Consider the following 13,391-nt stretch of genomic DNA (forward strand, 5'->3'; position numbering starts at 1 on the left):
CGATGAAGATCAATACTGCTGAATTTGTAATTAGCAACTCTAAAGTTTCTAAATGCCCAAACAGCCCATTACCAGAATATGCTTTTATTGGGCGTAGTAATGTGGGAAAATCTTCATTAATAAATATGCTTACCGGTCGTAAAAGTCTGGCAAAAACCTCTGCAAAACCAGGAAAAACCCAGCTTATCAATCATTTCCTGATCAATAAGAACTGGCACCTTGTCGATCTACCGGGTTATGGTTATGCTAAAGTTTCGAAATCTGCTAAAAGAGTATTTCAGAAATTTATCACCAATTATTTCGAAGAACGCAAGCAATTGGTTTGTGCTTTTGTTTTGATCGATAGTCGTCATAAACCACAGCCTATCGACATGGAATTTATGCAATGGCTAGGCGAACATGCGATCCCATTTTGCATGATCTTTACCAAAGCAGATAAATTGAAGCCTAAAGAGTTAGAGAAAAACATCCAGAATTACCAGCAGGAAATGCTTCAGTTTTGGGAACAAATGCCGCATTTTTTTGTCACATCTTCTACTGCAAAAACCGGCGGAGAAGACATCCTCGAATTTATCGACAATCTTAACAACGAAGTTACCGAGTAAGCTAACTCTGGTTAAAATCAGTTACAATTAAATCTCGCGATTTCAGAACAAGCTTCGGTAATTTGAGCTTGAATAATCCACTAAAATTCAAACTCGATTTTCGATAATTTCGATCAATTTTTCTACGGAAGAAATCTCATTAAATTCCTTTGCTGAAATTAGCACCTGTAGATCTCCATTTTCAGCAAAAAGTATCGCCGGAAAATCAAACTTCAGTAAATATTTTGAAGCAAAAGTATTTAGAAACTCATCTTTATGATAAAAATCCATATCGAAATTCGACGATTTTCGATAGTTTTTCCAAACTTTCTTTTCTCCAGCCAAACCATGAGTTACAGCACAAAGTTTACAGGAATAGGTTTCTGGTTTCAAAATCTTATGAGCCGAATCTAAAACCGAATTCCAAGTCCCCGAATTTGCATTATATACAAAGATGAGTTTCTTATGCAAAATTACTTTTTTGAATGTCCATAATGAGTCATGCATAACGAGCTACCGTTACCCTGAACTTGATTCAGGATCTCATCCTCAAAGTATGGTTTTATAAATCTCTATGAGATTGAGGATCAAGCCTGCCTCGCCGGCGGGCAGGTCCGGAATGACAAAATCATTAAATATCACAAATAACGGAAAACCAATTACTTTTTGGTTATTTCTAATTTCTCTGCGAAATAATCACAAAAGTCACCCATCGTATCGGCCATTTTATCATCTTGTGTAGCGCGATAGTAAGTCTCTTTCATAGAAACTAAGGTTTGATGAAAGAATTTTTTCATCTCGTCTACCGGCATTTCCTTAGTCCAAAGATCGATTCTAAGCGTTTCCTGCGATTTGCTATCCCACACAGAAAGCATTAATGCTTTAGCCTCTTCTTTATGAATATTACCATCTTCTGCACTCCAATAAATTTCTTCAGGAACCTTGTTTTCATCGGTGATCACTTCAATATTTATATCAGATTTTTTATAAGCTGCCATTATTTCTTTGGTTTATAATTTGCGTTATTAAAAATTGTTTCAGCATCTGCCTGCAACATTTGTTTTACAGAAACTTCGTTTTTATCCATATACGATTTTACCATTTGCCAACCAATATACTGCCCCAGTCTGTCGGGAGTTTCTGCATCTAATGACAAATAAAATTTAGAAAATGGTGCAGGGTATAAAAATCGAGGTGCTAAATTAGAATCTGTATCAAAAATAAGCTCATTATCTACAAAATATCGCCAGATCATTTCTTCGTTATCTTCAGCAAATTGCCATTGCGATTCAGTATAACCAATTTTACGCCAATTTGTTTGCTGTGGAAGCCAAATATCTTTTAAATACAATAGCTTGCCAAAATAGATCATCTGCGCTAAAAAAGTCCTGGATTTTGCTCGCGGAACATACTTTTCAGCAATACTATTTGCAGCATCGGGTACAATTTGATCTTTGGTAAAATTCCTCTTAAAATATTCAACGATACCAATATAGAATTTATGGTCTTCACCAAGATAGGTATCCAGCGACACAAAAAGATAATCGCCGGTATAAATTGTTTTATTCTTATAATCTACTTCTGAAGTTACCGTAATTACATCGGGCGCTTTAAACTCTGGAAAATAATATTTTACATGTTGAAAAAGTGAATAAAACTCATCTTCAGATTCGCTAAAATCGGCATACTTTTTTGCTACTTCCCGGTTAATTTCCAGCTGAATCGTATCCTTCATTTTATTGATCCAAACACTATCGGGATACTGCTGCGGAAATAGATAAGGAAAATCATTTTTTAACTGCGGAAGATCTTTTGGTGAAGCTTCAGCAAAAAGCCTGTCAAAACGTGTAATATCAAAATCTACATCAACTTTAGCTATTTCCTGCTCCTTTTTCGATGCAGAATCACACGAAATCAGACTCAGAAATAAAAAAAAGGCAAATAAAATTCTCTTCATCATAAGCTTTTGTCAAAAATCACGGGTTTTGGCTTTTGCCCTTTTATTAATAATGTTTAAGTATTAGATTTGTGTGCAAAGGTATTATTTACAAACTAATTCACCCAACATTATGCAAACCACAAAAGTAATCGATCACATTGTAAACTGGTTAAAGGACTACGCTAAAAACGCCAAAATGAACGGATTTGTTGTTGGTGTGAGTGGCGGAATCGATTCAGCTGTAACTTCAACACTTTGTGCAAAAACAGGTTTAAATGTTTTGGTTTTAGAAATGCCTATTCACCAGGATCCTTCTCACGTTAGCCGTGCACAAAAACATATCGCCTCTCTAAAAGAACGATTTTCGAATGTTAGCAGCGAACGTGTAGATCTTACGCCGGTTTTCGAAAGCTTTAGAACTGCTCTACCAGAAGTTGAGGCCTCTGCCAATGTAGACCTTAGTTTAGCAAATTCTCGAGCGCGTTTAAGAATGACTACTTTGTACTATTTCGCCGGATTGCATAAGTATTTGGTTGGCGGTACTGGAAATAAAGTTGAAGATTTTGGCGTTGGTTTCTACACAAAATATGGTGATGGCGGTGTAGATCTTAGCCCAATCGCAGATCTTATGAAAAGTGAGGTTTATGCATTAGGAAAAGAATTAGAGGTGATCGAAGACATTATGATCGCCGCACCAAGTGATGGTTTATTTGGTGATAGCCGAAGTGACGAAATGCAACTTGGCGCCAGCTATGATGAATTAGAATGGGCAATGAAAATGCAGGATGCCGGTAAAACTGAAGCCGATTTTGAAGGTAGAGAAAAAGAAGTTTACACCACCTATTTAAAACTAAACACAGCGAATTCACATAAAATGGATCCTATCCCGGTATGCGAAATACCTGTTCATCTTAAAAATTAAACGTTTTATCGAAATTGCAGCGATTACAGGAGGTTTATTAGCATTATCACTTAATTTTAGATTAGAGTTACACTTTAAACATAGCTAACTATATCCTAAAATGAGTACCGTTTTAATAGCCGATCAGCACCCCGTAATCGCCGAAAGTATTAAGTATATCTTAGAAACTAACGATTTTATCAACGTTATTGGCCATGCTGCCACAGGTAACGAGCTTTTTAGATTTCTGGAAAACAGGCGACCAGATGTGCTAATGATCGAAATCGATCTGCCGCAATTAAATGGAATTCATGCGTTGCGACAAATTAAACAACAATACCCACATATTAAGATTTTGGTGTTTAGTTGTCATCCAGAGGAAATGTATGCGCTAAGTGCTATTAAAGCTGGTGCTGCAGGATATATTTCGAAAACAAATTCGGCTGAAATTGTAAATAAAGCGATCAAACAGGTGGCTCGCGGTGGTATCTATTTGAATGAAGAAATTACTCAGAAATTAAATAGCGGTATATCCAAAGGACAAAATCAGATTTCTAGATTTAAGAAACTTTCTTCTCGTGAAACTGAAGTTCTAAATTTACTTAGCAGTGGTAAGCGTAATAAAGATATTGCTGAAGCTTTAAATATTAACGAAAAAACGGTAAGTACGTATAAAGCGAGATTGCTTAAAAAATTAGATGCCGATAGTATTGCAGATCTTATTACCCAATCCCGACTTTTACAAATAAGTCCTGTAGTTTAAATTCGTGTAGTTGGATTAACTAGTAACTCTATTAAGCTTTTCCTCTATAGTTTTTCGAAGCTGAATATAATCCATAATTTCCTCCAGTTTTTCTGAATTATCAACTGCTGCATTCAACTCAGTAATCGAACCTTGCAGTTCCTTTATCTTACTCATCAATAAATGACGACGGAAGTTTAGAATAGTTTCTGAAACCAATCGATCTATCTGCTCATCTTTCGATTTTACGGGAATATCCTGCCGCATCCAGTCACTTAATTGGTATTGCTCTTCAGCCATTAAAATATCGGTCACAATAGCTGATTTTTCCGGTGGAATCTCACTTATAAATTTCTCAATAACCAGCTTTTCTTCCCGATTGTAATATTCAATTAAGTGCTCGTATATCGCTCTAAAATCTGGATTGGCCAAAGCAACCTCATCTTCCTGAAGGTCCAGGTAGATCTTACGAGAAACTTTTCGTTCTACGTTCGCACTTTTTAAGATCGGTTCGCCAGATTCATCAGCTTCCAAAAACATTTCTTCAAACTCTCGCTTTTCATTTCCGTAGAGTAATAGCGCACTTACAATGCCTTTTTCAAGCACATGTAATTCGTCTACTCGACGTATAGTTTGTTGTTCTTGTTTTGGTTGATCATCTCTTACAACCTGAAAGCTTTTTTGGTCTTTTTTAGTCGCTCTTTGTTGATCCTGGGCTCCTTTTTTTGTGAGTTGTGCCAGTGTAGAAAATAACACATCTTCTGAAATATCCATGATCCTGGAACATTCCTGAAGGTATACTTCCTGCTGAATGGTATCTGGTATTTTCGCGATACTACTTACCATATCCCGAATTAACGCCGCCTTTTTCACAGGATCGTTCTTAGCATCTTTCATTAATAAAGACGCCTTAAAACTTATAAAATCGGTCGCATTTTCAGCTAAAAACTCTTTTAACTCCTCTTCAGTATTTTTACGCGCAAAACTATCTGGATCTTCACCTTCAGGAAAACTACAAACTTTTACGTTCATTCCCTGCTCCAGGATCAAATCGATTCCGCGCAGCGAAGCTCTAATTCCGGCGGCATCGCCATCAAAAAGTACTGTAATATTTTTAGTTAATCGGCTAATTAACCGAATTTGCTCGTTTGTTAATGCTGTTCCCGAAGAAGAAACCACATTTTCTACCCCGCTTTGATGAAACTGAATAACATCTGTATAACCTTCAACCAAATAGCAATTATCTTCTTTTGCTATGACCTGCTTGGCATACGAAATCCCATACAGCACTTTACTTTTATGGTAAATATCACTCTCTGGCGAGTTTAGATATTTTGCAGCTTTTTTATCTGAAGTTAAAATTCGGCCACCAAAACCTAAAACCCTACCGGACATCGAATGGATAGGAAACATCACCCTGCCTTTAAAACGATCGAATTGTCGCTCGCCCTTTACGATGGATAAACCGGTTTTTTCCAGGTAATCGAGTTTGTAACCTTCAGCTAAAGCTTCTTTGGTAAAAGCGTCCCATTCGTCTAAGCAATATCCAAGCTGAAACTTTTTAATGGTTTCATTCGTAAAACCACGTTCTTTAAAATAGCTTAACCCAATGGCTTGGCCGGCATCGGTTTTGTGCAGAATCTTCTGAAAATATTTATTGGCAAATTCAGAAACCAGATACATACTTTCACGCTCATTGGCCTGCTCTTTTTGCTCATCGGTTTGCTGAGTTTCTTCAATTTCGATCCCATATTTTTTTGCCAGATATTTTATGGCTTCGGGATAGGTAAAATGTTCGTGCTCCATTAAAAAGGCCACAACATTTCCTCCCTTTCCGCTAGAGAAATCCTTCCAAATTTGTTTTACCGGCGAGACCATAAAACTTGGTGTGCGCTCGTCTGTAAACGGACTTAATCCCTTAAAGTTTGTCCCCGATTTTTTAAGCTGAACAAAATCCTGGATCACCTCCTCTACTCTGGCGGTTTCAAAAACACTATCTATGGTACTTTTAGAAATCAAATTTGGACGATTTTTGAAGGTTTTCTTATTCTCAGAAAATAGAAAAGACCTCATCGCATAGGCGACAAGGTCTGCAAAAATACAAATTATATAGTGACTAGTCTACATCAAATCTTAGCCCTAGAGAGAAATTATTAAGCTCTGTATTTGGGCTGGCAAAAATAGGGTTAAGATCATATTTTGCGTAAAGCGCTGTACCGCCAAAACTTAAATATGCACTTAAACCATACACAAATTCGTTAGTATTAAAACTACTTTTATCTTTTATTTTTTGATCGTCGCCATCATTAAATTTTAGCTTTTGGCGCTCACCAATATTAAAACCGGCATAACCTCCAAAACCAATTTTTATCTGATCGTCTGTAGAAAAAGTTCTGTAACCATTTGTTTCCCCTCTTGAAGACGGACCAATTTCAAAATGAATTGGCACTACAAGATTATCCATTCTGAACTTCGATTTATCTAAATCGTACTCAAATTCTTCTAATCTTGTGATATCACCATCCTGCACAAAATAGCGGTTATCTGTAAGCTTTAATCCGTTTATCTGAAAAGACAATCCGTATTTCATTCTTAACCAATTGGTGTTTTCGAAAACTCTAGTGGTCCACGCCCAACCAATTTCAAAAAATCGACTTCCTGCCAGCTTAAAATCTGAATTATTTATAGATTGACCACTTTCTAAGGCATTATTGAAACCAAAGGCAAGCACTAAATCGTTCGTTGTTCTTTTTTGGGATCTTTTATAATCATCAGATTCCTCTATCCCTAAGCCTAATCTTCCATCGGTAAGTTTAAGCTCAAGATATTTCCCGTCATGACGATTACGCTCGTCCATATCAACTTGGTTCGTAATAATCACGATTCGGTTTTTGATGTTTTCAGCGGCTAATTTTGCAGCTTCCTTCTTTCTCTTTTCGGCTTCTTCTTCATCGCACCAGCCATTTTCGAGGCTTTTATTAATATATTCGATTTCCTTTTTAAGCTTTGCTTTTTCCTCTTCTGTTGCAATTTTTATTTTTCGCTCTTTAATTTCCTGCACTCGAGCAATCGAATCTGTTGTGTGCTCCTCTTTCTCGGTTGTAGTTTCCTGCGCCTCCATACTGCCAATAGCAAAAGATGAAATTAAGAAGGCAAAATAGATGATAATTGTTTTCATAGTAAGTATTAGTTTTTAGTGTCTTAAAGCTTAAGCTCTAAAACAGATTGATGAATGACCCCTTTTTTGGGTGATGATATTTAAAGGTTTATTTGTGCGTTACTTAATCTAGTGCGACTGCATTTTTAGCTTTAGAATAGCCTTCTTTTAGCAATTGAAAGATCTTATCTCTAAAGGATTTCTCGATTTCGTGTTCGGCTTCTGCCAGTAAAGCTTCAGCACTGTATGGATTGGCAAATTCTTTTTGATAATCCTGATCCAGATCGCTCGCTGCTGCCAATAACAAAGCATTAACCTCTGCATCGCTAACCGAATCTTCACTATTTGCCTCTAGAGATCTTATCACTTCTTCTAATTTAGTCTGAATCAAATTCTCGTTTTGCGCAATAAAATCTTCTTCCGTTTTAGTAGGATTTATAAAATTAGGGTTGATTTTATCGATTTTCGGTACTATTTGTTCTGAAGTTTCTGTCTTTACTTCTTGTACATCGATCGTTGCTATACCTATTTCATTATGCGCCGGAATTATTTTTTTTGAATCTTTTTTAAGCTGATTTTGGATAATTTCAGGCTCAGTTTTTTCAGTTTCTTCTTTAATTTCTTCCTTCACTTCTTCCGCAGCAATAGCCGAATTATTATCTTTTTCTTCGGAAGGAATTCCTGAATTCTCTACTGGTTTAGTGATTTCTTCTGAAGTTTTTTCAGAAGGTGTATCTACAATTTGTTCTTCTATAGTTCCGTTTTCAGACTTCAGCATAAAACCTCCTACAGCAACGGCAATTACAAGTAAAGCTGCAATCCCCAACCACCATTTTTTATTCGATTTTTGTCGATTTTCGTTTTCGTCTAATCGCGCATTAAGTTTTTCCCAACCCGATGCGGACGGAGAAATACGACGCTCTTCCAACTGCTCCTTTATATGATCTTCAAATTTAATTGGCGCCATAACCTGTTCCTTTATTCGTTAATTTTTCCTGTAATAATTTTCTCGCTTTAAAAAGCTGAGATTTAGAAGTTCCTTCAGTAATATTTAGCATTTTAGAAATTTCCTGATGCTTGTAACCTTCTACCGCATACAACACAAAAACCATTTTATAACCTTCAGGCAAATCGTCGATAAGCTGCTGTATATGCGCTACGCTTAATTGCTCGTCAATGTTATTCGAACTTTCTGTATAATTACTAAATTCATCTTCCTGAAATTCGAGATTCTTTTTCTTCCGAAGAAAACTTATCGCTTCCCTAATCATAATCCTGCGAACCCAACCTTCAAAACTTCCTTCGAACTTAAAATCCTTTAAATGCGTAAAAACTTTAAAAAAGGCGCTTAACATTACATCTTCGGCATCGTGTAAATCTCTAATATACTGCCGGCAAACGCTTAGCATTTTACCCGAGTGAATCTCATACAGCTTTTGTTGCGCTTCGCGATTGTTTTGCGCAGCACGTTTAATAAGCTGAGATTCATTTTTAAAAAGTTGAATTACTTTCACCTGATGATTTTAATTTCCCTAATAAGGGTTTAAGTTTCCCTAAGCTTGACTCTAGGTTCTTGATTAATCAATGTTTTTCTTGATCGCCATCTTACCAAAAGACCTTCTATTTACATAGACGCAGAAAAGTTACAAAAGGTTGCCCGGGTTTTAATTTTTTTTGAAAGTTTTTAAATATGGGCATCAATTCTTAATCTTGTATCTTTGCGAAACACTTATTTTATAATGGCTGAAGAGAATTTAACTCGAATAAATAAATTTTTAAGTGAAGCTGGATATTGTTCCAGAAGAGCTGCAGATAAACTTATCGACCAGGGACGCGTAACCATAAATGGTGTTGTTCCTGAAATGGGAACAAAAATAGCTACCGGAGACGAAGTTAGGGTAGATGGTAAATTAATTGCCATAGAAGAAAAGGAAAAGCCAAATGTGTATATCGCGTTTAATAAACCCGTAGGTATCGTTTGTACAACAGATACAAAACGCGAGAAAAATAATATTATAGATTACATTAATTATCCTGAACGTATTTTCCCTATTGGCCGTTTAGATAAACCCAGCGAAGGATTGATCTTTTTAACCAGCGATGGCGATATCGTGAACAAAATTCTGCGTGCGCGAAACAATCACGAAAAGGAATATATTGTAAAGGTTAACAAACCAATTCAGCCAGATTTCGTTAAAAAAATGAGTAATGGCGTCCCCATTTTGGATACCGTAACTAGAAAATGTTTTGTCGAACAAACCGGCGAAAAGGAATTCAGGATCATCTTAACACAGGGACTTAATCGCCAAATTAGGCGAATGTGTGAATATTTAGGATACGAAGTCACCAAACTTAAGCGTATTAGAATTATGAATGTTCCGTTAGATGTTCCTATTGGAAAATGGCGACATATCACAGAAGCCGAGCTTAAGGAGATCGATCGTTTGGTAAATACCTCATCCAAAACCGAGGAAGCTTCTCATTTTTCCGAAGAAAAGAAAAGCACCAAACCTAAAGGAATTAAACCTAAGAACAACTACAAAGGGAAACGACCTCGCAGAAAATCTTAACAGAGAATTAGCGAAAATCCTGATTTAAATGGTGTTTATCTTTCTATTTTTAGTACAAAAAGATGGCGAAACGTGTAAAAAATCAGGAGCAGTACGAAGCCTTAAGAGACCAGGGCTATAGCAAAGAGAAATCGGCCAGAATTGCCAATACTCAAAACTCTGGAGAAAAAGGTGGTACAGCAGAAAAATACGAAGAACGCACCAAAGAAGATCTTTACGAGCAAGCTAAAAAAGTAGGCATTGAAGGGCGTTCTAAAATGACGAAAAAAGAACTTATTAAAGCACTTAGAAATAACTAATATGAAAGTACAACCATTTCACCTGGCAATACCTGTTTACGATCTTAAATCCTGTAGAAAATTTTACGGCGAAACTTTAGGCTGTGGCGAAGGCCGAAGTAGTGATCATTGGGTAGATTTCAATTTTTTTGGACATCAATTAGTGATTCACTACAAACCAAAAGAAGAAATTGCAAGTGAACATAGTAATCCGGTAGATGGTAAAGCGGTGCCGGTACCACATTTTGGTGTAGTTTTAGAATGGGAAGTTTTTCAGGAATTCGCTAAATTATTAGAGTCTAAGGAAATCAATTTTATCATAGAACCTTATATACGATTTGAAGGTCAGGTTGGCGAACAAGCCACTATGTTCTTTAAAGATCCCTGCGGAAATGCATTAGAATTCAAATCTTTTAAAAATATGGATCAGCTTTTTGCCAGTTAAAACCAAAAATTATTACAAACAACTACTAACCAAATCTATATGAACAAATTAAGACCGGCATTAGTACGGCAAATCTTCGTATTACTGCTTATTTTATTTTTAACGGTTTTAATTTTTAAAGAAATCGTCCCTTATCTTTCAGGCGTTTTGGGAGCAATCGCTCTTTACGTTTTGTTGGTGAGATGGATGAACGCTCTTGTAAATAGAGGCTGGAAACCAGGATTAGCCGCAACGGTTTTAATGGTAGGCTCTTTTCTTGGAATATTGGTTCCTATTGGCGGCATTGTATTAATGCTAAGCTCTAAGATTACTGAAGCCGTAGAGAATTCTTCTAAAGTAGTACAGGCCACTAAAAGCCAGCTAACACATTTAGAAGAATACGTAGGTTACGATATTTCTGGATCTATAGATACCTCGGCAATCGCAAACTGGACGTCTAACCGATTGCAAAGTCTTGCTGGTGGTACGTTTAATGCTTTTATCGCCATTGGTATCATGTATTTTTTGCTTTACTATATGCTTATTAGCAAAGAAAAAATGAAAGAAGGCCTAATGTCTTATATTCCTATTGGCAGCGATAACCTAAAGATCATTGCAAAAGAAAGCAATAGCCTTGTAAAATCAAATGCTTTAGGGATTCCCCTTGTTGCTATTTGCCAGGGAATAATCGCACTTATTGGTTACCTGATCTTAGGAGTTTCAGACCCATTTTTTTGGTTTGTGATTACCGCCATAGGATCGATGATCCCATTTATAGGAACCGCGATTGGTATTGTTCCTGTCGCTATCTTATTATTCGCAAGTGGACAGGACTGGCAGGGAATAGCAATAATTATTTATGGTTTTGTGGTTGTGGGCTCTACAGACAATTTAATTCGGCTTTATGTTCTAGAGCGACTGGCTAGTGTGCATCCGCTAATCACCTTATTTGGAGTTGTTGTGGGTGTCCCTTTATTTGGATTTATAGGATTGATCTTTGGACCTTTATTGGTTTCCCTGTTTTTATTGATTCTGAAGATCTATAAAAAAGAATACGGAAATGATAAAGACCGATTATAACTAAAAACGAACTGAAATTATGAATATGTTTAGCAAAAAGAAAAAAGAAGTAAACGAAGAATATTTTAAGGAAGGCGTGGTAAGCGTAGATGAAGGTGATGTAGAATTAGCTGCTGATTCTCAGGAAGAAGTTGCCGATAAGATCATTAATTCCGGTATGCTAAAAAAATATACTGAAATTGGTAAATTAATGTATGCCATGCTTAATGATTACCGAAAAGGAATATACAAAGATGTACCGTGGTTTACCATCGCAGCTATTGCCTTTTCATTTTTATATATTCTTAATCCTTTAGATGTAGTTCCAGATTTTATTCCTGGTTTAGGATATATCGATGATTTTGCGATCATAACTTTTGCGATCCGTTTTATTGAATCTGATATTCATAAATACCTTGATTATAAGCTAGCAGAAACTGAATCTTAAGAGTTTTTCTCACTCTCTACTCTTATTTTATCTTTTCTATTCTTATATTTTAGCTCAAAGGTTTTTGAGGCTAGCTTTGCCTTCTTAATTTCAGCATCCTATTTTTTATACTGAAAAAAATAACAGGCTCAAATTGTACATTTTCAGCTTATATTTTTTCACTTATAACTATACATTCTCCTGCCAGACCAGACATTCTCAGAATTCATTTTCAAACATTTGAAATATTTCTATATCTTCTAGAATTCTGATATATATCATAAAAATTAATGTTTTTAATACCGAATTTTAGTCTCCTAAATTCGGCATATCATGTGGCTTTTAATAGCAAAATTGGAAACTCTAGAAGTCTTTTTATGCTTCAGCATAATTTCTTCTTTTAACCTGATTTTTTGGCTAAAACCAAGTCAACTTCTTAGTAAAAGACCATTTTTCCATGTTGTTGCAGCTTCAGCAAAATTCCGTAGAACCATTAAAAAAATGATGTTCTATCTTAAGCACTTGCTTAAAAAATTCCGCAGAAAAAACAACCAAAATCAACTTTATAAGATCGCAACCTATTTTAGAAATCAGCACACAACTACGTACTCAATCATGTTCACTTAAATCAACCAACAATGATTATTTATTTTAAAAATGCCCTAACCCGAAAGAATCTCATGGCGCTCACCGGTTTGTTTCTTTCTTTTTTTCTAATCATACATCTTTTAGGGAATCTTCAATTATTGCTTCCTGAGGAACAAGCACAGCTACAGTATAATGCATACAGCCACTTCTTATCAGGAAATATCGTTATTAAGCTTGTTTCTTATGTTCTTTACGCCTGTATTCTCTTGCACACTTTAGATGCTATTTATCTGGGCATTAAATCGAAGAGGGCAAATGGGCAAAAACTTTCGAGAGATCGAAGATCTAGAGCAAGTACCTGGCAATCTCGAAATATGATGTTTTTAGGCATCATTATTTTTCTCTTCCTGGTAATCCATTTTAAAGATTTTTGGTACCAATATAAACTTGGAGAACTTCCAAAGGATGCCAACGGCAACAAGGATCTTTACACGCTCGTTGTAAACGCTTTCGACAGTATTTGGTATATAATTTTATATTCCATTTCCTTTTTAGCCTTAGGCTTCCATCTGGTGCATGGGGTTGCAAGTGCTCATAGAAGTTTAGGCCTTTACCATCCATTTTACGCGAAGCTTGTGCGCATTTCTGGATATATTTTCTCTATCGCTATCACACTGGGATATCTTATCATTCCTATCATTATCTACCTAAATCATTAAGCT

At 36.0% G+C, this 13,391-nt stretch carries 17 protein-coding genes; 10 read left to right on the top strand and 7 right to left on the bottom strand.

Translation table 11 applies throughout. From position 1 onward, the window contains the following. Positions 1-2: 2 nt before the first annotated feature. Positions 3-605 (top strand): ribosome biogenesis GTP-binding protein YihA/YsxC, encoded by a 603-nt coding sequence (yihA, locus tag INR75_RS00715; RefSeq protein ID WP_223090377.1) that lies wholly within the window; start codon positions 3-5, stop codon positions 603-605. An 87-nt stretch (positions 606-692) separates the two neighbouring features. On the opposite strand, the gene INR75_RS00720 is transcribed toward yihA, so the two are convergent. From INR75_RS00720 to gldB, 3 genes are all read right to left on the bottom strand, one after another. Beyond that, complete coding sequence (locus INR75_RS00720) at positions 693-1,055, bottom strand: GTPase (protein WP_223090378.1); 363 nt, start codon at positions 1,053-1,055, stop codon at positions 693-695. Positions 1,056-1,243: 188 nt separating this feature from the next. Next, a complete protein-coding gene (gldC, locus tag INR75_RS00725) occupies positions 1,244-1,582 on the bottom strand; it encodes a gliding motility protein GldC (RefSeq protein WP_084841360.1) in 339 nt (112 codons plus the stop codon). Continuing rightward, positions 1,582-2,544: a gliding motility lipoprotein GldB gene (gldB, locus tag INR75_RS00730; RefSeq protein WP_092543088.1), complete on the bottom strand. Its 963-nt coding sequence runs from the start codon at positions 2,542-2,544 to the stop codon at positions 1,582-1,584. The genes gldC and gldB overlap by 1 nt, the downstream gene beginning before the upstream one ends. Positions 2,545-2,653: 109 nt before the next feature. Between gldB and nadE the strand changes: the two genes are divergently transcribed. Beyond that, positions 2,654-3,445 carry an NAD(+) synthase gene (gene nadE, locus INR75_RS00735; protein WP_223090379.1) on the top strand — a complete coding sequence of 264 codons (792 nt, stop codon included), beginning with the start codon at positions 2,654-2,656 and terminating at the stop codon, positions 3,443-3,445. Between the two features lie 100 nt (positions 3,446-3,545). Further along, positions 3,546-4,187, top strand: a complete 642-nt coding sequence (locus INR75_RS00740) for a response regulator transcription factor (RefSeq protein WP_092543092.1) — start codon at positions 3,546-3,548, stop codon at positions 4,185-4,187. Positions 4,188-4,202: 15 nt separating this feature from the next. Here the strand turns inward: INR75_RS00740 and dnaG are convergent, their stop codons facing one another. The 4 genes from dnaG to INR75_RS00760 all read right to left on the bottom strand — a co-directional run bounded on the left by dnaG (position 4,203) and on the right by INR75_RS00760 (position 8,837). Then, on the bottom strand, positions 4,203-6,185 hold the full coding sequence (gene dnaG, locus INR75_RS00745) for a DNA primase (RefSeq protein WP_223090380.1): 1,983 nt from the start codon (positions 6,183-6,185) through the stop codon (positions 4,203-4,205). Between the two features lie 97 nt (positions 6,186-6,282). Further along, positions 6,283-7,344 (bottom strand): hypothetical protein, encoded by a 1,062-nt coding sequence (locus tag INR75_RS00750; RefSeq protein WP_223090381.1) that lies wholly within the window; start codon positions 7,342-7,344, stop codon positions 6,283-6,285. A gap of 103 nt (positions 7,345-7,447) precedes the next feature. After that, on the bottom strand, positions 7,448-8,290 hold the full coding sequence (locus INR75_RS00755; RefSeq protein ID WP_223090382.1) for a hypothetical protein: 843 nt from the start codon (positions 8,288-8,290) through the stop codon (positions 7,448-7,450). Continuing rightward, entirely contained in the window at positions 8,277-8,837 is a 561-nt protein-coding gene (locus INR75_RS00760; protein WP_084841353.1) for an RNA polymerase sigma factor, read from the bottom strand. The genes INR75_RS00755 and INR75_RS00760 overlap by 14 nt, the downstream gene beginning before the upstream one ends. Positions 8,838-9,062: 225 nt before the next feature. On the opposite strand from INR75_RS00760, the gene rluF reads away from it, so the two are divergent. The 7 genes from rluF (at position 9,063) to INR75_RS00795 (ending at position 13,388) form a co-directional block, all read left to right on the top strand. Beyond that, positions 9,063-9,893 (top strand): 23S rRNA pseudouridine(2604) synthase RluF, encoded by an 831-nt coding sequence (gene rluF, locus INR75_RS00765; protein ID WP_223090383.1) that lies wholly within the window; start codon positions 9,063-9,065, stop codon positions 9,891-9,893. Between the two features lie 62 nt (positions 9,894-9,955). Next, entirely contained in the window at positions 9,956-10,192 is a 237-nt protein-coding gene (locus tag INR75_RS00770; RefSeq protein ID WP_092543100.1) for a Rho termination factor N-terminal domain-containing protein, read from the top strand. A 1-nt stretch (position 10,193) separates the two neighbouring features. Next, on the top strand, positions 10,194-10,616 hold the full coding sequence (locus tag INR75_RS00775; RefSeq protein WP_223090384.1) for a VOC family protein: 423 nt from the start codon (positions 10,194-10,196) through the stop codon (positions 10,614-10,616). 39 nt (positions 10,617-10,655) lie between these two features. Beyond that, positions 10,656-11,675 carry an AI-2E family transporter gene (locus INR75_RS00780; protein ID WP_223090385.1) on the top strand — a complete coding sequence of 340 codons (1,020 nt, stop codon included), beginning with the start codon at positions 10,656-10,658 and terminating at the stop codon, positions 11,673-11,675. Positions 11,676-11,694: 19 nt separating this feature from the next. Then, positions 11,695-12,102, top strand: coding sequence for a YkvA family protein (locus INR75_RS00785; protein ID WP_245758633.1), 408 nt, complete (start codon positions 11,695-11,697; stop codon positions 12,100-12,102). A 312-nt stretch (positions 12,103-12,414) separates the two neighbouring features. Beyond that, on the top strand, positions 12,415-12,708 hold the full coding sequence (locus tag INR75_RS00790; RefSeq protein ID WP_223090386.1) for a hypothetical protein: 294 nt from the start codon (positions 12,415-12,417) through the stop codon (positions 12,706-12,708). A gap of 11 nt (positions 12,709-12,719) precedes the next feature. Further along, complete coding sequence (locus INR75_RS00795) at positions 12,720-13,388, top strand: succinate dehydrogenase cytochrome b subunit (protein ID WP_223090387.1); 669 nt, start codon at positions 12,720-12,722, stop codon at positions 13,386-13,388. The last annotated feature ends 3 nt before the right edge of the window (positions 13,389-13,391 follow it).

Origin of the sequence: Zunongwangia sp. SCSIO 43204, from assembly GCF_019904275.1 — a bacterium.
GTDB lineage: Bacteria > Bacteroidota > Bacteroidia > Flavobacteriales > Flavobacteriaceae > Zunongwangia > Zunongwangia mangrovi.